Annotated in this window: 15 protein-coding genes; 7 read left to right on the forward strand and 8 right to left on the reverse strand. The window is 63.5% G+C overall.

The genetic code is table 11. From position 1 onward, the window contains the following. Positions 1 to 19: 19 nt before the first annotated feature. The 5 genes from ACJRPG_RS12520 to ACJRPG_RS12540 all read right to left on the reverse strand — a co-directional run bounded on the left by ACJRPG_RS12520 (position 20) and on the right by ACJRPG_RS12540 (position 5,488). On the reverse strand, positions 20 to 688 hold the full coding sequence (locus ACJRPG_RS12520) for an SDR family oxidoreductase (RefSeq protein ID WP_408000414.1): 669 nt from the start codon (positions 686 to 688) through the stop codon (positions 20 to 22). Between the two features lie 2 nt (positions 689 to 690). Further along, on the reverse strand, positions 691 to 1,890 hold the full coding sequence (locus ACJRPG_RS12525) for an acetyl-CoA C-acyltransferase (protein WP_408000415.1): 1,200 nt from the start codon (positions 1,888 to 1,890) through the stop codon (positions 691 to 693). After that, complete coding sequence (aceK, locus tag ACJRPG_RS12530) at positions 1,887 to 3,689, reverse strand: bifunctional isocitrate dehydrogenase kinase/phosphatase (RefSeq protein WP_408000416.1); 1,803 nt, start codon at positions 3,687 to 3,689, stop codon at positions 1,887 to 1,889. Before aceK ends, ACJRPG_RS12525 begins: the two co-directional genes overlap by 4 nt. A gap of 104 nt (positions 3,690 to 3,793) precedes the next feature. Beyond that, the gene (locus tag ACJRPG_RS12535) at positions 3,794 to 4,978 is read right to left on the reverse strand and encodes an isovaleryl-CoA dehydrogenase (RefSeq protein WP_408000417.1); all 1,185 of its coding nucleotides are present in this window, start codon (positions 4,976 to 4,978) and stop codon (positions 3,794 to 3,796) included. A gap of 108 nt (positions 4,979 to 5,086) precedes the next feature. Continuing rightward, on the reverse strand, positions 5,087 to 5,488 hold the full coding sequence (locus tag ACJRPG_RS12540; protein ID WP_408000418.1) for a MerR family transcriptional regulator: 402 nt from the start codon (positions 5,486 to 5,488) through the stop codon (positions 5,087 to 5,089). A 48-nt stretch (positions 5,489 to 5,536) separates the two neighbouring features. Between ACJRPG_RS12540 and ACJRPG_RS12545 the strand changes: the two genes are divergently transcribed. Both ACJRPG_RS12545 and ACJRPG_RS12550 read left to right on the forward strand, forming a co-directional pair. Further along, positions 5,537 to 6,577, forward strand: coding sequence for an MBL fold metallo-hydrolase (locus tag ACJRPG_RS12545; RefSeq protein ID WP_408000419.1), 1,041 nt, complete (start codon positions 5,537 to 5,539; stop codon positions 6,575 to 6,577). A gap of 290 nt (positions 6,578 to 6,867) precedes the next feature. Continuing rightward, positions 6,868 to 7,275, forward strand: coding sequence for a hypothetical protein (locus tag ACJRPG_RS12550; RefSeq protein WP_408000420.1), 408 nt, complete (start codon positions 6,868 to 6,870; stop codon positions 7,273 to 7,275). Positions 7,276 to 7,324: 49 nt separating this feature from the next. Here the strand turns inward: ACJRPG_RS12550 and ACJRPG_RS12555 are convergent, their stop codons facing one another. From ACJRPG_RS12555 to ACJRPG_RS12565, 3 genes are all read right to left on the reverse strand, one after another. After that, positions 7,325 to 7,906 (reverse strand): UbiX family flavin prenyltransferase, encoded by a 582-nt coding sequence (locus ACJRPG_RS12555; protein ID WP_408000421.1) that lies wholly within the window; start codon positions 7,904 to 7,906, stop codon positions 7,325 to 7,327. After that, on the reverse strand, positions 7,899 to 8,213 hold the full coding sequence (gene grxD / locus ACJRPG_RS12560) for a Grx4 family monothiol glutaredoxin (RefSeq protein WP_408000422.1): 315 nt from the start codon (positions 8,211 to 8,213) through the stop codon (positions 7,899 to 7,901). Before grxD ends, ACJRPG_RS12555 begins: the two co-directional genes overlap by 8 nt. Positions 8,214 to 8,327: 114 nt before the next feature. Beyond that, positions 8,328 to 10,676, reverse strand: coding sequence for a Tex family protein (locus ACJRPG_RS12565; RefSeq protein WP_408000423.1), 2,349 nt, complete (start codon positions 10,674 to 10,676; stop codon positions 8,328 to 8,330). Positions 10,677 to 10,849: 173 nt separating this feature from the next. Between ACJRPG_RS12565 and ACJRPG_RS12570 the strand changes: the two genes are divergently transcribed. From ACJRPG_RS12570 to ACJRPG_RS12590, 5 genes are all read left to right on the forward strand, one after another. Next, a complete protein-coding gene (locus tag ACJRPG_RS12570) occupies positions 10,850 to 13,969 on the forward strand; it encodes a DEAD/DEAH box helicase (RefSeq protein ID WP_408000424.1) in 3,120 nt (1,039 codons plus the stop codon). A 3-nt stretch (positions 13,970 to 13,972) separates the two neighbouring features. Then, positions 13,973 to 15,010, forward strand: coding sequence for a PAS domain-containing sensor histidine kinase (locus tag ACJRPG_RS12575; protein ID WP_408000425.1), 1,038 nt, complete (start codon positions 13,973 to 13,975; stop codon positions 15,008 to 15,010). 83 nt (positions 15,011 to 15,093) lie between these two features. Continuing rightward, positions 15,094 to 15,774, forward strand: a complete 681-nt coding sequence (locus ACJRPG_RS12580; RefSeq protein ID WP_408000426.1) for a response regulator transcription factor — start codon at positions 15,094 to 15,096, stop codon at positions 15,772 to 15,774. Positions 15,775 to 15,956: 182 nt separating this feature from the next. Continuing rightward, on the forward strand, positions 15,957 to 16,655 hold the full coding sequence (locus ACJRPG_RS12585; RefSeq protein WP_408000427.1) for a transposase: 699 nt from the start codon (positions 15,957 to 15,959) through the stop codon (positions 16,653 to 16,655). Positions 16,656 to 16,788: 133 nt separating this feature from the next. After that, positions 16,789 to 21,510 carry a glutamate synthase-related protein gene (locus tag ACJRPG_RS12590; RefSeq protein WP_408000428.1) on the forward strand — a complete coding sequence of 1,574 codons (4,722 nt, stop codon included), beginning with the start codon at positions 16,789 to 16,791 and terminating at the stop codon, positions 21,508 to 21,510. The last annotated feature ends 20 nt before the right edge of the window (positions 21,511 to 21,530 follow it).

A 21,530-nucleotide genomic window follows, 5' to 3' on the forward strand; every position in this document is an offset into this window, starting at 1 on the left:
TGGTGTCAGGTGCTGTTTGTTACCAGGCGATGGGGGTGCCGTCGTAGTTGCGGAACTGGGCTTTTTCGGTGGCGGGCAGCTCGGCCAGCGTCTTGCGGATGCCGGCGGCGCTTTCTTCCACCGACAGGTCGGCGCCCGCGCCGCCCATCGCCGTGCGCACCCAGCCCGGATGCAGGGCCACGCAGGTCGCGCCCTTGCTGCCGAAGGTCAGCGCCGCATCGATCAGCACAGAGTTCAGCGCGGCCTTGCTGGCGCGGTACAGCGAACCGCTTGGATTGCCGCGCTCGCTCAGCGAGCCCATGCGCGAAGACAGCACCGCCAGCTTGCCGCGTGCCGCGCAGACCAGCGGGCCCAGCATCGGCAGCAGGCGCATCGCCGCCAGCACATTGGTGTGCATGACCTGGTCGAAGTCCGTCTGCATCGGGAAGCCGTCCTGGCGCGGGCCGTACACGCCCGCGTTCAGGATGGCCACATCCAGCCGCTCGCCATCCAGCTTCCAGCCCAGCGCGGCCACCGCTTCCACATTGGTCACGTCCAGCGTGTGCGCTTCCGCGCCGATGTCGAGCAGGGCGTCGCAGTCCGCCACCTTGCGGGCGGTGGCGATCACGCGCCAGCCCGACTGCAGGTACTGCTGCACCAGCTCATGCCCTATGCCGCGCGAAGCGCCGATGACGAGTGCGGTCGGCATGCTTACACCAGCTCGATGCCGACTGCGGTGGCTTCGCCGCCGCCGATGCACAGGGCCGCCACGCCGCGCTTGGCGCCGCGTTTTTTCAGCGCGCCGATCAGGGTCACGATGATGCGCGCGCCGGAGGCGCCGATCGGGTGGCCCAGCGCGCAGGCGCCGCCGTGCACATTGACCTTGCTGTGCGGGATATCCAGCTCATGCATCGCCGCCATCGGCACGGCAGCGAAGGCTTCGTTGATTTCGAACAGGTCCACGTCGGCCGCCTTCCAGCCGTTCTTCGCGAACAACTTCTGGATGGCGCCCACCGGCGCGGTGGTGAACTGCGCCGGCGCCAGCGCATTGGTGGCGTGGCCGACCACGCGTGCAATCACGGGAGCGCCCAGCTTCTTCGCAGTCGATTCGCGCATCATCACCAGCGCCGCTGCGCCGTCGTTGATGGAGGAAGAGGAGGCGGCGGTAATCGTGCCGTCCTTCTTGAAGGCCGGCTTCAGCGAAGGGATCTTTTCCAGCTTGGCCTTGCCCGGGCCTTCGTCCTTGCCGATCACCACATCGCCGGCGCGGCCGGAAACGGTAACGGGCGCGATTTCCCAGTCAAAGCTGCCATCGGCCGCGGCGGCCTGCGCGCGCTTCACGGATTCGATGGCGAAGGCATCCTGCGCCTCGCGCGTGAACTTGAACTGGCTTGCGCATTCCTCCGCGAAGGTGCCCATGGAACGGCCGCCGCCGGTTTTCTCGTCGCGCGAGTAGGCATCTTCCAGGCCGTCCAGCATCATGTGGTCGAACATCATGGCGTGGCCGATGCGGTAGCCGCCGCGCGCTTTCGGAATCAGGTAAGGCGCGTTGGTCATGGACTCCATGCCGCCCGCCACCACCACCTCGGCGCTGCCCGCAGCCAGCGCATCGTGCGCAAAGATGGCCGCCTGCATCGCCGAACCGCACATCTTCGACAAGGTCACGGCGCCGGTGGAAGTCGGCAGGCCGGCCTTCAGCAGCGCCTGGCGTGCCGGAGCCTGGCCCTGGCCGGCCATCAGGCAGTTGCCGAAGTAGACGTGTTCCACGGCATCCGCCGCGATGCCCGCGCGTTCAACCGCGGCCTTGATCGCCACGGCGCCAAGGTCGTTGGCGCTGAGGCTGGAAAAATCGCCCTGGAAGGCGCCCATCGGGGTGCGTGCTGCGCCGACGATAACGATAGGATCGTTCATTTGATAGTCTCCGGTAAGGATGGCGCCATAGGCGCCGGGGATGCTGCATATTGGCAGGAAAACCGTATCCGCTGGGGATACGGGAAAACGTCTTCGATCACGCCGCGCTGGATGCTTTCCTTGCGCGCCTGCCACCATTGCTGCGTCAGCAGCTCGGCGTGATGTTTCATGAAATACTTCCTGATCTTGTCGTTCCCCAGCAGGAATCTGCCGAACTGCTCGGGGAAGACATCGTGCTTGCCGATCGGGTACCACGGTTCGGCGGACATCTCGTCCTCCTCATTGCGCGGCGCCGGGATCGCGCGGAACTGGCAGTCGCTGAGATATTCGATCTCATCGTAATCGTAAAAAACGACACGGCCGTGACGCGTCACGCCGAAGTTCTTGTACAGCATATCGCCAGGGAAGATATTGGCGGCCACCAGCTCCCTGATCGCATTGCCGTATTCAAAGATGCCGGTTTCAATACCTGCATCGTCGGCCTGCGACAGCCAGATATTCAGCGGCGTCATGCGCCGTTCGATATACAGGTGGCGGATCACGAGCTGGTCGCCGTCCTCTTCCAGCATGGAGGGGGCGAACTGCTTCAGCTCCGCCACCAGCTCCTCGGAGAAACGCGCACGGGGGAAGGCCACGTTCGAATATTCCAGCGTATCGGCCATGCGGCCCACGCGGTCGTGGTGCTTCACCAGCAGGTACTTCTCCTTGATCTGCGCGCGCGTGGTTTCCTTCGGCGGCGGATACCAGTCCTTGATCACCTTGAACACATAAGGGAAGGACGGCAGCGCAAACACCAGCATCACCATGCCGCGGATGCCGGGCGCAATCTCGAACAGGTCCGAGGAATGCTTCAGGTGCTGCAGGTAATCGCGGTAGAACAGCGTCTTGCCCTGTTTCTGCAGGCCCAGGATCGTATAGATCTCGCTGCGCGGCTTGCGCGGCAGCAGGGTGCGCAGGAACTGCACATAGGCCGAGGGCACTTCCATATCGACGAGGAAGTAGGCGCGCGTGAAGGAGAACAGGATCTCGACCTGCCGCGTTTCCAGCAGCACCGTATCGAGCACCAGTTCGTGATGCCGGTTATGCAGGATGGGAATCACGAAAGGCAGTTCCTGGTCGCCGGACACCGCCTTCCCCACGATATACGCGCCCTTGTTGCGGAAGAAGAGGCTGGACAGCACCTGGAACTGCGCATTCGGCGCCAGCTCCTCGCCGAAGAAGGCGTTGACGCGCTGCTCCACCTGTTCGATATCGCGCGTGAGGTTGGCGAAGCGCGCATTCAGCTGGAAATTGGTGACGATGCGCTTCAGCGTGAAGTGCATGCCATCGGCTGCGGGATAGTAGACGCGGTAAGTCGGCGCCAGTTCCTCGGTTTCGATGTACTCGGTGGACACCACTGGCCGCACAAAAATGAATTCGTTGTGAAAGTAGCTGCGGTGCAGGATATTGCAACATACCGAATTGAAGAAAGTCTCGGCCAGCTCCGGCTGCTTATGGCCGGACAGCATGCCGATATAGTGCAGCTTGCACTCGCGCCAGACCTCGTCGCTCAGCTCTGAGGGCTCGTACTCATCCTCCAGCAGCTGCACGCATTCCTGCACGCGGCGGTCATAGAAATCGATGCGTTCGCGCGCCTGCTGCTGCGCCATGACCCAGTCGCCGAGCTCGAACAGCTGCTTCGCCTGCTGGCTGACCAGCCGGAACAGGCGGTAGTGCTTGTCGAAACCCTCGCGCACCGTCCGCGCGATATCGAACGCGATCTGTGACGACAGCAGTTTCGGAAACGCAGCCTGGATCATGGCACCCTACTTATTTGTCATTCCCGCGAAGGCGGCGGTCCGCCGATGCGGAACCCAGGAGTGTGCCGCACGCCCCTGGGCTCCCGCCTGCGCGGGAGCGACGCTTATTTAGTTTCGGCGAACAGTTCGCGGCCGATCAGCATGCGGCGGATCTCGCTGGTGCCCGCGCCAATCTCGTACAGCTTGGCGTCGCGCCACAGGCGGCCCACCGGGTATTCGTTGATATAGCCATTGCCGCCCAGCGTCTGGATCGCTTCGCCCGCCATCCACGTCGCCTTCTCCGCACTATACAGAATAGCGCCGGCCGCATCCTTGCGCAGCGCCCGCACCTGTTCCGGCGTCGTGGCGCGGTCGCAGGCCTGGCCCACGGCGTAGACATAAGCCTTGCAGGCCATCATGGTGGAATACATATCCGCGATCTTGCCTTGCATCAGCTGGAACTCGCCGATCGGCTGGCCGAACTGCTTGCGGTCGTGGATATACGGCACCACCACGTCCATGCAAGCCTGCATGATGCCCAGCGGACCGCCCGACAGCACGGTGCGCTCGAAGTCCAGGCCGGACATCAGCACGTTCACGCCCTTGCCTTCGCCGCCCAGCACATTCTCCACCGGCACTTCGCAGTTTTCGAACACCAGCTCGCCCGTATGGGAGCCGCGCATGCCCAGCTTGTCCAGCTTCTGCGCAATGGAGAAGCCCTTGAAGCCCTTCTCGATCAGGAAGGCCGTCATGCCGCGCGGACCGGCTTCCAGGTCGGTCTTCGCATAGACCACCAGGGTATCGGCATCCGGACCGTTGGTGATCCACATCTTGGTGCCGTTCAGCACGAAGCGGTCGCCCTTGAAGTCGGCGCGCAGCTTCATGCTCACCACGTCGGAACCGGCGTTCGGCTCGGACATGGCCAGCGCGCCCACGTGTTCGCCGGAAATCAGCTTTGGCAGGTATTTGCGCTTCTGCTCTTCGGAGCCGTTGCGCTTGATCTGGTTCACGCACAGGTTGGAGTGCGCGCCGTAGGACAGGCCCACCGAAGCGGAAGCACGCGAAATCTCTTCCATCGCCACGATATGCGCCAGGTAGCCCATATTCGCGCCGCCATACTCCTCGCCCACGGTAATGCCGAGCACGCCCAGCTCGCCCATCTTGCGCCACAGGTCCATCGGGAACTGGTCGCTGCGGTCGATCTCGGCAGCGCGCGGCGCAATTTCCGCGGCGGCGAACTGCTGCACGGCTTCGCGCAGCGCGGCGATGTCTTCGCCGTGGTCAAAAGTCAGGCCTGGGAGATGGAGCATGTCGTCCTCATTCTTCTGGTTGGGGTAGTGAAGCGGTTATGATACGCCGATGTGACGTTAACGTAAACGTAAAGCAGGGGCCGCTGCGGCGCACGCCCGCAGCCAGCCTTATTTCGCCGCCGCAGCCTCGCCGGTGGCCGCCAGCAGGCGCCGGCATTCCTCCTCGTGCGAGGCGATTTCCGACAATGACATTTCGATATCTTCCCGCTGCTGTTCCAGCGTTTCGCGGTGCTGGGCCAGCACGCCCAGGAAGCGGTGCATCTGGGCCGCCGTGTCCTTCGGCGACTCGTACATGTCCACCAGGCTCTTGATTTCCGAGAGCGACAGGCCCAGGCGCTTGCCGCGCAGGGTCAGTTTCAGGCGCGTGCGGTCGCGCGGCGTGTAGACGCGGTTGCGTCCGCCGGCACCTTCGCGCGAAGGGCTGAGGATGCCCTGGTCCTCATAAAAACGGATGGCGCGGGCGGTAATGTCGAACTCGCGCGCCAGTTCGGTGATGGTATAGGTCGGCATGGCTTACAATGTGTTTTCCGTTTACGTAACGTTAACTGCATTGTAGCCATGAACGCCCTCGAATCACAGCTCCAGTACCCATTCGGCGACACCGTGCCCGCCAGCGGCGAGCGCCTGGACCTGCTGCCGGGCATTTTCTGGCTGCGCATGCCGCTGCCCTTCGCCCTCGACCATATCAACCTGTGGTTGTTGCGCGATGGCAACGGATGGACTGTCGTCGATACCGGCGCCTCCACGTCTGATACGCAGGCGGCCTGGGAGCAGGTTGCCGCCACCCGCCTGGACGGCCTGCCGCTGCGCCGCGTGCTGGCCACCCACTGCCATCCGGACCATATCGGCATGGCCGACGCCCTGTGCAAGCGCTGGGACGCGTCCTTCCAGATCACGGCCGGCGAATACGGCTTCGCGCGCATGATGTCGGCCGCGCTGCCCGGCGTGGATGGCACGTCGGCCCTGCCGCATTTCCAGCGCCATGGCCTGAACGACCCGGACATGCTGGAAAAAATGCAGAGCCGTAAAAGCTACTACCCCAGCCTTGTACCGGCGGTACCAGCGTCCTACCTGCGCATGCAGGACGGGCAGCTGGTGGCGGTCGGCGAGCACCGCTGGCAAGTGATCGCAGGCTACGGCCACTCGCCGGAGCACGCTTCCCTGTATTGCGCGGCGCTGAATGTGCTGATTTCGGGCGACATGGTGCTGCCGCGCATTTCCACCAATGTCTCCGTGTTCGCCGTCGAACCGGAAGGCGATCCATTGGGCCAGTACCTGGCTTCGCTGGAGCGCTTTGCCCATCTGCCGGCCGATGTGCTGGTGCTACCCTCCCACGGCAGGCCCTTCCGCGGCTTGCACACCCGCATCGCGCAGCTGCGCGACCATCACGATGCCCGCCTGGCCGAAGTGGTGGCCGCCTGCAGCGAGCCGCGCACGGCAGCCGATATCGTGCCGCTGATGTTCCGCCGTCCGCTGGACGCCCACCAGCTCAGCTTCGCTCTCGGCGAAGCGCTGGCCCACCTGCACCGGCTGTGGTATGCCGGTATCGTGCGCCGTAACATACATACAAACGGCATCATTCAGTTCCAGGCGGTTTAACAGACAGGCAGTATCCATTCCTTTGCGCAACGGCGACCTTGTCACCGGGCGATTCCTGCTGCCTTTAAAATTGCATAAATATCAATTGTTGTGTTTCTGAATACAACAAAAATGCTCGCTATCTATGCCTTTGGCGTTTAACATAATTGACCGCTGGATAATACGTAATAGCCGCGCTCGCCTTGAGCGTGCCGACACGGTAGAATGTTAATTTGAAACTGTCGATTGTCACAATTGGTCTGAGCATGGCAGAGACTGACATTCATGTTGTGACGTGAAATTATGCAATTATGAATTCTTCAAATGAACGTGAAAGCTTTAGCCAGCGGCTACAGCAAGCCTTGAAAAACGCCCATTATTCGCCTGACAGCCCGACCCGGCTGGCCAGGGAATTTAACATCCGCTTCGAGGGCCGCCCGATTACCGTGCACGCCGCACGAAAATGGCTGGTAGGCGAGGCGATTCCTACGCAAGAGAAACTGCGCATGATCGCGCAATGGCTGGGTGTGCCTGCCGAATGGTTACGTTTCGGTGGCCCGGAAACGGTTGCGTCGGGCGGCGAGCAGGGCGGCAGCCTGTCCCGCTTCGAATCCGCCGATGTGAAATTAATTGCCGACCTGCAACGTTTGGACGAGCATCATCGCCAGATTGCCCGCGAATTTATTCGCATGCTGGTCCGCGTGAATTACCAGAAGTAACAGAAATGGTCCCATAGCGGGGCCGGAAAAGCGACCGCCGGGTGCTGCTTCAGGCGCCCAGACCCGCCCACCGCGCCGCATCCAGCGGCGGCAAGCCCAGCAAATCGAGCACGCGGTCGACCGTGTGGCCTACCATCTCGTCGATGGTGGCCGGTTTGCTGTAAAAACCGGGGAGTGGCGGGAAAATAATACCGCCCATTTCCGTCACGGCCGTCATATTGCGCAGGTGCGCCAGGTTGAACGGCGTCTCCCGCACCATCAGGATCAGCTTGCGGCGCTCCTTGAGCACCACGTCCGCCGCCCGGGCAATCAGGTTGTCCGACAGGCCATGCGCCACCGATGCCAGGGTTTTCATGGAGCAGGGCGCAATCACCATTCCATCCGTCTGGAAAGAGCCGCTGGCGATGCTGGCGCCGATATTGTTCGCCTTGTGGACCACGTCGGCCAGCGCTTCCACATCGCGCCGGGCCAGCCCGGTTTCCTCGTGCAGGGTGAGGACCGCGGCATCGGACACCACCAGGTGGCGCTCGAGGCCGGGAAATTGTTGCAGGCGCTGCAGCAGACGCACGCCATACACGGCGCCGGTAGCGCCGGTGATGGCAATGACAATCCGCTGCGGGCGGTCAGCCATTGCTCAGCAGGGTTTTCAGCTCACCGGATTCGTACATTTCGCTCATGATGTCCGAGCCGCCGATGAATTCGCCGCGCACGTACAGCTGGGGAATGGTCGGCCAGTTCGAGTATTCCTTGATGCCCTGGCGGACTTCAGGATCGTCCAGCACATTGACGGTGGCGATGTTCTCAACGCCGCAGGCTTTCAGGATCTGGATGGCGCGGCCGGAGAAGCCGCATTGCGGAAACTGCGCGGTGCCTTTCATGAACAGCACGACAGGGGTGCTGTTCACGGTTTCTTTGATCCAGGTTTGTACGTCGCTCATAGCTGCCTCAAATGGGGGAAAGTGTCAGATCCCGCCATTTTATAAGAAATCGACGGCACTCGTACCGTCGCCCCGCGAAGGCGGGGCGGTCCGCCTCCGCGGGAATGACGGAACTCAGCCGCGCAGTTTGGCGAAGGCGGCGGCCATGCTGCCGGCCATCACGGGTTCGCGCGACTGCTGTTTCTGCTGCTGGCCCATGGCGCGGCGGTCGTTCCGGTCGCCGCGCTGTTCGGGGCGCGAACCGGCGGCCGGCGCGCTGTCGTTCAGGCGCATCGTCAGCGCAATGCGCTTGCGCTTCGGATCCACCTCCAGCACCTTCACCTTCACCACCTGCCCGGCTTTCACCACCGTATGCGGGTCCTTGACGAAGGTATTCGACAGCGCCGAGATATGCACCAGCCCATCCTGGTGCACGCCGATATCGACGAAGGCGCCGAAGGCCGCCACGTTGGTAACGACGCCTTCCAGGATCATGTCCGGGCGCAGGTCGCTGATTTCCTCCACGCCTTCCTTGAAGGTGGCCGTGGTGAATTCAGGACGCGGGTCGCGCCCCGGCTTCTCCAGCTCCTTGATGATGTCGGTAACAGTCGGCACGCCGAAACGCTCGTCCGCATACTTCGACGGATTCAGCGTCTTCAGCACCGAGGTCGCGCCGATCACGGCCTTGATGTCCTTCTGGATATCGCCCAGGATCTTCTCCACCAGCGGATAGGATTCCGGGTGCACCGCCGACGCATCCAGCGGGTTCTCGCCGTTCATCACGCGCAGGAAGCCGGCCGCCTGTTCGAAGGTCTTGTCGCCCAGGCGCGGCACCGATTTCAGCGCCGCACGCGAAGTAAAGGCGCCCTTCATGTCGCGGTAGCTCACGATGCTCTGCGCCACGCTGGCCGACAGGCCGGACACGCGCGCCAGCAGCGGCGCCGATGCGGTGTTCACATCCACGCCGACGGCGTTCACGCAATCCTCCACCACCGCGTCCAGGGTACGCGCCAGCTGGGTCTGCGACACATCGTGCTGGTACTGGCCCACGCCGATGGATTTCGGGTCGATCTTCACCAGCTCCGCCAGCGGATCCTGCAGGCGGCGCGCAATCGACACGGCGCCGCGCAGCGACACATCCAGCTCCGGCAGTTCGCGCGATGCAAACTCGGACGCGGAATACACCGAAGCGCCGGCCTCGGACACCACGATCTTGGTCAGCTTCAGCTCAGGATGGCGCTTGATCAGGTCCTGCGCCAGTTTGTCCGTTTCGCGCGAAGCGGTGCCGTTGCCGATCGAGACCAGCGACACATTATGTTTCGCGGCCAGCTGGCCCAGCGTATGTAGCGTGCCTTCCCAGTCGTTGCGCGGCTGGTGCGGATACACGGTGGCGGTATCGACCACCTTGCCGGTGGCATCCACCACGGCCACTTTCACCCCGGTGCGCAGGCCCGGGTCGAGGCCCATGGTCGCGCGCGGACCGGCCGGCGCCGCCAGCAGCAGCGCCTTCAGGTTGGTGGCGAACACATTGATGGCATCCAGTTCCGCCTTCTCGCGCAGGGCGCCCATCAGCTCCGTTTCCAGGTGCATGAAGCTTTTCACGCGCCAGGTCCAGCGCACGGTATCGGTGAGCCACTTGTCGGCCGGACGGCCTGCGGACTTGATGCCGAAGCGCGCCGCGATGCGGCTCTCGCAAGGATTATGCGGCGCATCCCATTTCGGTTTCTCTTCTTCGGAATCGAGGCGCAGCGTCACGTCCAGCATGCCTTCACGGCGGCCGCGCATCAGCGCCAGTGCGCGGTGCGAAGGAATGTCGGCCAGCGGCTCGGAGTAATCGAAGTAGTCGGCGAACTTCTCGCCTTCTTCCTGCTTGCCTTCCACCACCTTGGAATCGACCACGCCATGGTCCTGCACATATTCACGCAGCGACTGGAGCAGCGTCGCGTCCTCGGCGAAGCGCTCCATCAGGATCTGGCGCGCGCCGTCCAGCGCCGCCTTGGCATCGGCCACGCCCGGGTTATTGCCGTCCGGCGTGGTGAAGGCTTCGCGCAGGTATTTGGCGGCTTCTTCTTCCGGATTCAGCGACGGATCGGCCAGCAGGCCCTCGGCCAGTGGCGCCAGTCCGGCTTCGATGGCGATCTGCGCCTTGGTGCGGCGCTTCTGTTTGTATGGAAGATACAGGTCTTCAAGCCTGGTTTTGTCCTCGGCATGCATGACCGCGTCCAGCAATTCGGGGGTCATCTTGCCCTGCTCGGTGATCGAGGCGACGATGGCGGCGCGGCGGTCTTCCAGTTCGCGCAGGTAGCGCAGGCGTTCTTCCAGCAGGCGCAGCTGGATATCGTCCAGGCCGCCGGTCGCCTCTTTACGGTAGCGGGCGATGAACGGGACGGTGGCGCCTTCGTCCAGCAGGGCGATGGCGGCAGCCACCTGGACCGGTTTTGCCGCCAGTTCGACGGCCAGACGTTGTTCGATTGGAGGCAGCATAGCTTTTTTTCCACATATAGAAGCCCGGAATCATACTAAATCCTGTGGTTTTATCCAGTCTTTGTGCAAAATTTCCACGCGCTAAGTTAGAACTTTCACAAACACAGGAAGCCGGTTGACGGATAATATTGCGTGTTGCCGTTTGTGAATCGTTCAGGACATTAATGCGCCCAATGGATTTGACCCGCGACGAAACCCGCGAAGCTCCTGCTGCCCCTGCTCCCGCACCGGCTACCCAGCCGCCGGGCCAGCTCCCCTACGCCGTGGCCACCTGGCTGCAGCGGGTGGACGCCGCCGCGCATCCGAAAGCCAAGCTGACCCCCGTCGATCCCGACCCCAAGCAAACCAATTACCGGCTGATCTATGTGCTGGCCCCTACCAGCGGCGGCCGGCATGTGGCGCTGTGCCTGTACAAGGCAAGGCTGCGGCCGAACGGCGACGTGGCGGCGGCCAGCCCGGTCAACGAAGTGTTCTCCCTGCTGTCCACGCCGCCCGCCTTCCTGGAACCGGGCGACGAAGACCTGGTGCGCTTCTTCGTGGCCATGCGCACGGGCCCGAACTCGCAGACCGGCAGCGCCACCGAACCGCGCGGCAAGATCGGCGCCGCCCTGCTGCAGATGCTGTCGCAGCAGGACAAGCTGCTGTGGGCGAACTCCTGGGCCGACGTGGGCAACGGCCTGGTCTATCCGATGAAGTCCGGCCAGGAGCGCACGGCCAGCCTGGCCTGGCGCGAAGAAGGCAAGGGCCTGCGCCTGGGCTGGAAGGTCGACGCGCCCGAAGGCGCCAAGCACCACGGCGCCGACCAGATCGACTACATGCTGCCGACCGACCCGCCGTGGTACATCGACAACCTGTCGTGCGGCGTGCTGAACCTGAACCAGGGCGGCGCCGATATTCCGCTGGCCGACCTGCAGGCGCTGGTGGCGCAGGCGCCGCTGCTGATGCCCAACGATAAGCTGCGTGTGTCGCAGCTGCTGCTGGCGCACGGCCTGCAGGCCCTGATGCCGCTGCCGCAGGCGCTGCCGCAGCGCGTGCGCACCGACGTCAAGCCGCGCCCCATCCTCGTGCTCGATTCCGCCCAGCTGGCGGACGGCACCATGCAGCGCTGGAACGACTACGCCGTGCTGTCCTACGACTACGATGGCGAGCGCGTGTCCTTCGATCCCTCGCAGCGCGTGGTGCGCCAGCGCGGCGACGTCACCGAAATCATCCAGCGCGACGAAGCGGCCGAAGCCGCTGCGCTGGAACTGCTGACGAACCTCGGCTTCCGCAAGCCGACGGCGCTGCCCCTGTCCAGCGTGCGCGGCGGCCTGCTGCTGGCCGGGCAGGCGGACTGGATCCGCTTCGCCAACACCGGCATCGAGCAGTTGCGCGAGGCCGGCTGGCAGGTCGAGAAAACCTCGAAATACCGCTACGACATGGTGGCGCTGGAAGACTGGTACGCCGAGATCGAGGAAGAAGGTCCGGAAACCGGCAATGCCTGGTTCGAGCTGGAGCTGGGCATCACCGTGGCTGGCGAGCGCGTGCCGCTGCTGCCGGTGCTGGTACAGATGATCCGCAATATGCCGAACGATTTCGGCCCGAAAGCGCTGGCTGCCCACGCCGAAGAAGACCAGATGCTGGCCACGCTGCCGGACGGCACCCGTGTTGCCCTGCCCTGGAACCGCGTGAAGCCCATCCTTGCCACGCTGGGCGAGTTGTATTTCAACGACAAGATCCGCCATGCGGTGCGCATGGCCACGCTGGACGCCGCCCGCCTGAACGAGCTGGAAAAATCCGGCGAGTTCATCTGGAGCGGCGGTGAGGAACTGCGCGAGATGGGCCGGCGCCTGAACCAGTTCTCGTCCGTGAAGCGAGTGCCCACTCCGGCTGGACTGCGCGCCACGCTGCGCGACTACCAGACGGAAGGCCTGTCCTGGATGCAGTTCCTGCGCGAGTACAACCTGGCCGGCATCCTGGCCGACGACATGGGCCTGGGCAAGACGGTGCAGACCCTGGCCCACATCCTGGTGGAAAAAGAGTCCGGCCGCATGACGCACCCGACCCTCGTCATCGCGCCGACCAGCCTGATGGGCAACTGGAGCGAGGAAGCCGCGCGCTTCGCGCCGGACCTCAAGGTGCTGCTGCTGCAGGGCAAGGACCGCGCCGAGCTGTTCGACAAGATTCCGGAAGCGGACCTGGTGCTGACCACCTATGCCCTGCTGCCGCGCGACGAGGAAAAGCTGCGCGAGCACGACTTCCACCTGGTGATCCTGGACGAATCGCACTACATCAAGAACACCCGCTCCAAGGCGGCGCAAAGCGCGGGCCTGCTGCGCGCCAAGCACCGCCTCTGCCTGTCCGGCACGCCGCTGGAAAACCACCTCGGCGAGCTGTGGTCGCAGTTCCACTTCCTGCTGCCCGGCCTGCTGGGCGACGAGAAGACCTTCAATTCCCAGTTCCGCCACCCGATCGAACGGCAGGACGACCCGACGCGCCGCTCGCTGCTGAACCGCCGCATCAAGCCCTTCCTGCTGCGCCGGACCAAGGACAACGTGGCGAAAGAGCTGCCGCTCAAGACGGAAATGGTGCGCAAGGTCGAACTCACCGGCCCGCAGCGCGACCTGTACGAAACCGTGCGCCTCGCCATGGACCAGAAAGTGCGCGAGGAAATCGACCGCAAGGGCGTGGCGCGCAGCCAGATCGTGATCCTGGAAGCGCTGCTCAAGCTGCGCCAGGTGTGCTGCGATCCGCGCCTGGTCAAATCGCTGTCCACCCGCAAGCAGCAGGCGGCAGGCTCGGCCAAGCTGGCCGACCTGATGCAGATGCTGGAAGACCTGCTGGAAGAAAACCGCAAGATCCTCGTGTTCTCGCAGTTCACCTCCATGCTGGAACTGATCGAGGAAGAGCTGGAAGAACGCAATATTCCTTACGCCATCCTCACCGGCGAAACCCGCGACCGGGGCGCGCAGGTGGCGGCGTTCCAGCAGGGCGCCGTGCCCGTATTCCTGATCAGCCTGAAGGCCGGCGGCGTCGGCCTGAACCTGACGGCGGCCGATACGGTGATCCACTACGACCCATGGTGGAACCCGGCGGCCGAGAACCAGGCCACCGACCGTGCGTGGCGTATCGGCCAGGACAAGCCGGTTTTTGTCTACAAGCTCATCGCAAAAGGTACACTGGAGGAAAAGATTCAGTTACTGCAACAGAAAAAGTCCGACCTGGCGCAATCCGTGCTGGCCGAGGGCGAGTCGCAGAAACTGGCTCTCACCCAGGAAGATCTGCAGCAGATCTTTGCGCCGCTTGTGGACTGAACCATGTTTCCGACGCCGACCAACGAAGACTTTCGCCTCATACTCGACTACAGCAGCGACCTCCACTGGATGATCGACTGCGCCAGCGCGCGGGTGCTGTACACCAGCCCCGCGGCCGGCCGCAAGTTCGGCTACGGTCCGGAAAAATCGCAGGCGGTGGCCGACATGCTGATGCACGACTTGCCGGCGCGCATCGCCCGCTTTGAAGCCGGCGATGAAACACGGCGCACCCTGCGCCGCGAAACGGAGCTGGAAGGCCGCAGTGGCGGCACCATTCCGGTCGAAATCGAATCCACGCTGGTGTATGCCGACGACGGCAGCCTGCGCCTGGTGGGCGTCGTACGCGACATCAGCGAACGCCGCGAGCAGGAAGCGCAGCAGAAGCGTTTCGTCTCGATGATTTCCCATGAATTCCGCACGCCGCTGTCCACGATCGACGGCGCCATCCAGCGCCTGGAGATGACGGGCGACGAAGCCGACGAGCCGACCCAGAAGCGCTACCGCAAGATCGCCACCGCCGTGGAACGGCTGCTGGGCATGATCGAGGAATACCTGACGCCGGAGCGCCTGGCCGCCATCGGCCGCAAGCGCCAGCCGAACGAAATCTCGCCGGAAGCCCTGCTGGAGACCGTTGCCGAGCAGGCGCGGTTGCGCCGCGGCGCCGTCATGCTGCAAATCGATAACCTGCCGCAATGGCTGCGCTGCGACCCGCAGGGCCTGCGCCTCTGCCTGGACATCCTTGTCGACAACGCTATCAAGTACTCGCCGGACGGCACGCCGATCACCCTCTGCGGCCGCCGCGCGGCCGATGGCGGCGTGGAGCTCAGCGTGACCGACTTCGGTCCGCAGATTCCGGCGGACGAGCTACCAAAGGTTTTCGACAAAGGTTTCCGCGGCGCGGCTGTGGCAAACGTCCCGGGATCGGGCCTGGGCCTGTACATGGCGCGCTCGGTAGTGGAGGTACACGGCGGGACGATAAGTGTGGAAAATATTCCGGAAAGCGGCAAGAAGTTTCGGATTTGGCTGCCGTTACCGGTATAAGCCTTGCGTATGGTTGAATGACACCTGATAATTGTTAGTCACAAGCTATGGCTGCCTAACAAAACTGTAAGAATGGCGCATCGATGACGCAAATACTGATCGTGGAAGACAACCTGGAGTACGCCGAGGAGATGGCGGACTTCCTGTCTGAGCTGGGACACGAAACCCATACCACCAACAATGCTGGTGAAATGTGGTCGGCCCTGAGCCAGGGCAAGGTTGGCGTTGTCGTGCTCGACCTGGGCCTGCCGGATGAAGACGGCATCAACGTCATTCCGCGCATGCGCCAGCTGTATCCACAGATCGGCCTGTTGGTGCTGACCGGCCGCGTCAACTTCGACAGCCGCATCATGGGCCTGCGCCTGGGCGCCGACCACTATCTGACCAAGCCGATCAAATTCCCCGAGCTGGCTGCCCACATCGAAGCGCTGGACCGCCGCGTCGGTCCGCAGGAACCGCAGCCGCTGCCGAACAAGTGGACGCTGCGCCTGTCGGCCCGCCAGCTGGAGCTGGAAGGCCAGGCCATCACACTGACGGAAAAAGAGTGCAACTTCCTGCACCTGCTCACCATCAACACTCGTCCCGTCCCCCGGCAAGTGATCGTCGCCGGCATCGGCGGCGACGACCCTGACGCCGGCCGCCGGGTCGACATGCTGGTCTACCGCCTGCGCAAGAAAGCCCGCAGCGGCCTCGGCCAGGACCTCCCCCTGCGCAGCGCCTACGGCGAAGGCTACAGCCTCTCCGCCAGCTTCAACCTCTCCTGACACCTTGGGGTCAGGCCCCCTGTGTCAGTGACAGCGAGTGCCTGACCCCATGGTGTCACAGGCAAGCTCAGCCGTAAAAGGGGACAGAGTCGATGGCGGTTTGGCCATCGGGAAAATAATTAGGGACGGAGTCGACGAAAGGCGCTAGTATCGCGGTATTCGAACTACTGTCTGCACTTCTTATGGCCCGCCTGCCCCGCCTCGTCGTCCCTTTCCAGCCCCATTACGTGATCCAGCGCGGCCTGAACGGCCTGGCCCTTTTCCAGGACAGCGCTGACTACGAGGCCTTCCTCGGATGGCTACGCTCCTCCGCGAAGCAATACAAGGTGGCGGTGCATGCCTATGCGCTGCTGCCGGGCGAGCTGCACCTGCTGGTGACGCCCGCCGATGAGGACGGCCTTGCCACCATGATGCAGCTCCTGGGCCGCTATTACGTTCCCTACTACAACCAGAAATACGGCCGCGCGGGCACGCTCTGGCATGGGCGCTACAAGACCTCCGTCATCGATGCCTCCAATTACCTGCTGCTGTGCAGCCGCTATATCGAGCTGGCGCCGGTACGCGCCGGGCTGGCCGGACGGCCGGACGACTACGCATGGTCCAGCTTTGCCCACCATGTGGGGCAGAAGTCCGATGGCGCGGTGACGGACCACGCCCTGTATTGGGCGCTGGGTAATACACCTTTCCAGCGCGAGGCAGCCTATACAGAGCTTTCGTCCTATGGCCTGGGCAGTTCCGACATCAAAACCATCGAGGCGGCTGTGCTCAAAGGCTGGCCGCTAGGCAGCGACAAGTTCAAAAGCGACCTCGAGCACAAGGCGAAGCGTCAGGTATTGCCCGCCAAACGCGGCCGGCCCTTCAAAAAGGCGGTCGAGGCTTGACTGTGTCCCTAATTAATTTTTAGCGCGACAAAGAGGAAAATAATGCGACTCCGACCCTAATTATTTCTGTTGAGTTTTCTTGTGCGTTGCACTACTCTGGATTTTCGTCACTGAAAAGCACCGGAGAATTTGCATGAACGCGCAAGGTTTGTACGACCCAGCCAACGAACACGACGCCTGCGGCGTGGGTTTCGTCGCCCACATCAAGGGCAATAAAAGCCATTCCATCATCGAGCAGGGCCTGCTGATCCTGAAGAACCTGGATCACCGGGGCGCCGTGGGCGCGGACAAGCTGATGGGCGACGGCGCCGGCATCCTGATCCAGATTCCGGACCAGTTCTACCGCGACGAAATGGCCAAGCAGGGCGTGGAGCTGCCTCCGCCCGGCGAATACGGCGTGGGCATGGTCTTCCTGCCGAAGGAAAACGCCTCGCGCATCGCCTGCGAACAGGAAATCGAGCGCGCCGTGCGCATCGAAGGCCAGGTGGTGCTGGGCTGGCGCAATGTGCCGGTCGATACCGAAATGCCAATGTCGCCCCTGGTGCGCGACAAGGAACCGGTGATCCGCCAGATCTTCATCGGCCGCGGCCCGGACATCATGGTGACGGATGCGCTGGAACGCAAACTCTACGTGATCCGCAAATCCTCCGGCCACGCCATCCAGGCGCTGAAACTCCTGCACGGCAAGGAATTCTTCGTGCCCTCCATGTCGGCCCGTACCGTGGTGTACAAGGGCCTGCTGCTGGCCGACCAGGTGGGCGTGTACTACCGCGACCTGCAGGACCCGCGCTGCGTCTCCGCGCTGGCGCTGGTGCACCAGCGTTTCTCGACCAACACCTTCCCTGAATGGCCGCTGGCCCACCCATACCGCCTGATCGCGCACAACGGCGAGATCAACACCGTGAAGGGCAACTTCAACTGGATGCGCGCCCGCGAAGGCGTGATGAAGTCCGCCGTGCTGGGCGAAGACCTGCAGAAGCTGTTCCCGCTGATCTACGAAGGCCAGTCGGACACCGCCTGCTTCGACAACGCGCTGGAACTGCTGCTGATGGCAGGCTACCCGCTGGCCCAGGCCATGATGATGATGATCCCCGAGGCGTGGGAAAACCACACCCTGATGGACGAGAACCGCAAGGCCTTTTACGAATACCACGCCGCGATGATGGAGCCATGGGACGGCCCCGCCGCCATGGCCTTCACCGACGGCCGCTACATCGGCGGCACGCTGGACCGCAATGGCCTGCGTCCGGCCCGCTACATCGTCACCGACGACGACCTGGTGGTGATGGCGTCGGAATCCGGCGTGCTGCCGATTCCCGAATCGAAGATCATCCAGAAATGGCGCCTGCAGCCGGGCAAGATGTTCCTGATCGACCTGGAAGCCGGCCGCATCATCGACGACAAGGAACTGAAGGACACCTACGCCAACGCCAAGCCCTACAAAGCCTGGATCAACGCCGTGCGCATCAAGCTGGGCGGCCTCAAGCTGTCCGAATCGCAGAAGGCGCACAACGTCGTGAAATACGGCCCGGCCACCGGCGAGAAACAGCAGGCCTCCCTGCTGGACCGCCAGCAGGCCTTCGGCTACACCCAGGAAGACCTGCGCTTCCTGCTGGCGCCAATGGCCACGGCGGGCGAAGAAGCCACCGGCTCCATGGGCAATGACTCGCCGCTGGCCGTCATGTCCAACAAGCTCAAGCCGCTGTACCACTACTTCAAGCAGCTGTTCGCCCAGGTCACGAACCCGCCGATCGACCCGATCCGCGAAGCGATGGTGATGTCGCTGGTGTCCTTCATCGGCCCGAAGCCGAACCTGCTGGACACCAATAACGTCAACCCGCCGATGCGCCTCGAAGTGTCGCAGCCCGTGCTGTCCTTCGAAGACATGGAGCGCCTGCGCAATATCGGCCTGCACACCGGCGGCAAGTTCAAGTCCTATGAGCTGAACATCTGCTATCCGCTGGCCTGGGGCAAGGAAGGCGTGGAAGCCTCGCTGGCCTCGCTGTGCGCGGAAGCCGTGGACGCGATCAAGTCCGGCCACAACATCCTCATCGTGTCCGACCGCCAGATCGGCCCGGACCGCGTGGCGATTCCTGCGCTGCTGGCAACTTCCGCCATCCACCAGCACCTGGTGAGCAAGGGCCTGCGCGCCTCCACCGGCCTGGTCGTGGAAACCGGCTCGGCCCGCGAAACCCACCACTTCGCCCTGCTGGCAGGCTATGGCGCGGAAGCCGTGCACCCCTACCTGGCCATGGAAACGCTGATGGACCTGGCGCACTCCATGCCGGGCAACCTCACCGGCGAAGAAGCCATCTACAACTTCACCAAGGGCGTGGGCAAGGGCCTGATGAAGGTGATGTCCAAGATGGGCATCTCCACCTACATGTCCTACTGCGGCGCGCAGATCTTCGAGGCCGTAGGCCTGAACAAGTCGCTGGTGGACAAGTATTTCAAGGGCACTGCCTCGAACGTGGAAGGCATCGGCCTGTTCGAAGTGGCCGAGGAAGGCCTGCGCCTGCATAACCTCGCCTTCGGCAACGATCCCGTGCTGGCCGACCAGCTGGATGCCGGCGGCGAATACGCCTACCGCGTGCGCGGCGAAGACCACCTGTGGACGCCGGATGCGATTGCCAAGCTGCAGCACTCCACCCGCTCCAACAACTACTCGACCTATAAAGAGTACGCGCAGATCATCAATGACCAGAGCAAGCGCCACCTGACTTTCCGCGGCCTGTTCGAGTTCAAGATCGATCCGGCGAAAGCCATTCCGCTGGACGAAGTGGAACCGGCGAAAGAAATCGTCAAGCGCTTCGCCACCGGCGCCATGTCGCTCGGCTCGATCTCGACCGAAGCGCACGCCACGCTGGCCATTGCCATGAACCGTATCGGTGGCAAGTCGAACACCGGCGAAGGCGGCGAGGACCCATCGCGCTATGTGAACGAGCTGAAAGGCATCCCTATCCGCAAGGGCGAGACCATGGGCTCCATCCTCGGCAAGGAGCAGGTGGTTGTCGATATTCCGCTGGAAGACGGCGACTCGCTGCGTTCGCGAATCAAGCAGGTGGCATCCGGCCGCTTTGGCGTGACCGCGGCCTACCTGAGCTCCGCCGACCAGATCCAGATCAAGATGGCGCAGGGCGCCAAGCCTGGCGAAGGCGGCCAACTGCCGGGCCACAAGGTGTCCGAGTACATCGCCACGCTGCGCTTCTCGGTGCCGGGCGTGGGCCTGATTTCGCCGCCGCCGCACCACGACATCTACTCGATCGAAGACCTGGCGCAGCTGATCCACGACCTGAAAAATGTGAATCCGCGCGCATCGATCTCGGTCAAGCTGGTGTCCGAAGTGGGTATCGGCACCGTGGCTGCGGGCGTATCGAAAGCGAAAGCCGACCACGTGGTGGTGGCAGGCCACGACGGCGGCACCGGTGCTTCGCCGCTGTCCTCCGTCAAGCACGCCGGCACGCCGTGGGAACTGGGCCTGGCCGAAACCCAGCAGACGCTGGTGCTGAACGGCCTGCGCAACCGTATCCGCGTGCAGGCCGACGGCCAGATGCGTACCGGCCGCGACGTGGTCATCGCCGCCATGCTGGGCGCCGACGAAATCGGCTTCGCCACCGCGCCGCTGGTGGTGGAAGGCTGCATCATGATGCGCAAATGCCACCTGAACACCTGCCCGGTGGGCGTCGCCACCCAGGACCCTGTGCTGCGCGCCAAGTTCCAGGGCAAGCCGGAGCATGTGGTGAACTACTTCTTCTTCGTTGCCGAAGAAGCGCGCCAGATCATGGCCCAGCTGGGCATCCGCACGTACGACGAACTGATCGGCCGTTCCGACCTGCTGGACAAGTCGAAAGCCATCACGCACTGGAAGGCGCAGGGCCTGGACTTCAGCCGCATCTTCTACCAGGCCGTCACCGACAAGCCGCTGGCCATCTACCACAACGAAGAGCAGGAACACGGCCTGGAGCGCGCGCTGGACCACAAGCTGATCACGCAAGCCAAGGCTGCGCTGGAAAAAGGCGAGCGCGTGTCCTTCATCTCGCCGGTGCGCAACCTGAACCGCACGGTCGGCGCCATGCTGTCCGGCGAAGTGGCGCTGCGTTACGGTAACGAAGGCTTGCCGGATGACACCATCCATATCCAGCTGCAGGGCACGGCGGGCCAGTCCGCCGGCGCCTTCCTGGCGCACGGCATCACCATCGACCTGGTGGGCGAAGGCAATGACTATGTGGGCAAGGGCCTGTCCGGCGGCCGCATCATCGTGCGCCCGAACACCGAGTTCCGCGGCTGGGCCGTGAACAACATCATCGTCGGCAATACCGTCATGTATGGCGCCACCGCAGGTGAAGCCTTCATCAACGGCGTGGCGGGCGAACGCTTCGCCGTGCGTAACTCCGGCGCCACCGCCATCGTCGAAGGCCTGGGCGACCACGGCTGCGAATACATGACCGGCGGCACCGTGGTGGTGCTGGGCGCCACCGGCCGCAACTTCGCGGCCGGCATGAGCGGCGGCATCGCCTACGTCTACGACCCGGACGGCGAGTTCGCGAAAAAATGCAATATGGCCATGGTCAGCCTGGAAAGCGTGCTGCCGGCGTCGGAACAGCATGTGAACAAGGCAAGCTGGCACGCCCAGCACCGCAACGGCACGCCGGAAGCGGACGAAACCATCCTGAAGCGCCTGATCGAACGCCACTTCAAGCACACGGGCAGCACCCGCGCCCGCCTGTTGCTGGACAACTGGGCCGAAGCGCGCGCCAAGTTCGTGAAAGTGTTCCCGAACGAATACAAGCGCGCCCTGATCGAAATGGCCGACAACGCCGCCATCGAAGCGGAAACCCAGGCAATCGCCGCCTGATCGCCTGGACTGAAAGGATA

This window comes from Pseudoduganella rhizocola (assembly GCF_045984285.3).
Lineage (GTDB): Bacteria > Pseudomonadota > Gammaproteobacteria > Burkholderiales > Burkholderiaceae_D > Rugamonas.

Bases quoted from the DNA above. Each gene is read 5' to 3' on its own strand.
- grxD (WP_408000422.1), bottom strand. From the start codon at position 8,213: ATGAGCGACGTACAAACCTGGATCAAAGAAACCGTGAACAGCACCCCT.
- ACJRPG_RS12545 (WP_408000419.1), top strand. From the start codon at position 5,537: ATGAACGCCCTCGAATCACAGCTCCAGTACCCATTCGGCGACACCGTG.
- ACJRPG_RS12535 (WP_408000417.1), bottom strand. From the start codon at position 4,978: ATGCTCCATCTCCCAGGCCTGACTTTTGACCACGGCGAAGACATCGCC.
- ACJRPG_RS12590 (WP_408000428.1), top strand. From the start codon at position 16,789: ATGAACGCGCAAGGTTTGTACGACCCAGCCAACGAACACGACGCCTGC.
- ACJRPG_RS12585 (WP_408000427.1), top strand. From the start codon at position 15,957: ATGGCCCGCCTGCCCCGCCTCGTCGTCCCTTTCCAGCCCCATTACGTG.
- ACJRPG_RS12550 (WP_408000420.1), top strand. From the start codon at position 6,868: ATGAATTCTTCAAATGAACGTGAAAGCTTTAGCCAGCGGCTACAGCAA.
- ACJRPG_RS12580 (WP_408000426.1), top strand. From the start codon at position 15,094: ATGACGCAAATACTGATCGTGGAAGACAACCTGGAGTACGCCGAGGAG.
- ACJRPG_RS12575 (WP_408000425.1), top strand. From the start codon at position 13,973: ATGTTTCCGACGCCGACCAACGAAGACTTTCGCCTCATACTCGACTAC.
- ACJRPG_RS12565 (WP_408000423.1), bottom strand. From the start codon at position 10,676: ATGCTGCCTCCAATCGAACAACGTCTGGCCGTCGAACTGGCGGCAAAA.
- ACJRPG_RS12555 (WP_408000421.1), bottom strand. From the start codon at position 7,906: ATGGCTGACCGCCCGCAGCGGATTGTCATTGCCATCACCGGCGCTACC.
- ACJRPG_RS12540 (WP_408000418.1), bottom strand. From the start codon at position 5,488: ATGCCGACCTATACCATCACCGAACTGGCGCGCGAGTTCGACATTACC.
- ACJRPG_RS12520 (WP_408000414.1), bottom strand. From the start codon at position 688: ATGCCGACCGCACTCGTCATCGGCGCTTCGCGCGGCATAGGGCATGAG.
- ACJRPG_RS12525 (WP_408000415.1), bottom strand. From the start codon at position 1,890: ATGAACGATCCTATCGTTATCGTCGGCGCAGCACGCACCCCGATGGGC.
- ACJRPG_RS12570 (WP_408000424.1), top strand. From the start codon at position 10,850: ATGGATTTGACCCGCGACGAAACCCGCGAAGCTCCTGCTGCCCCTGCT.
- aceK (WP_408000416.1), bottom strand. From the start codon at position 3,689: ATGATCCAGGCTGCGTTTCCGAAACTGCTGTCGTCACAGATCGCGTTC.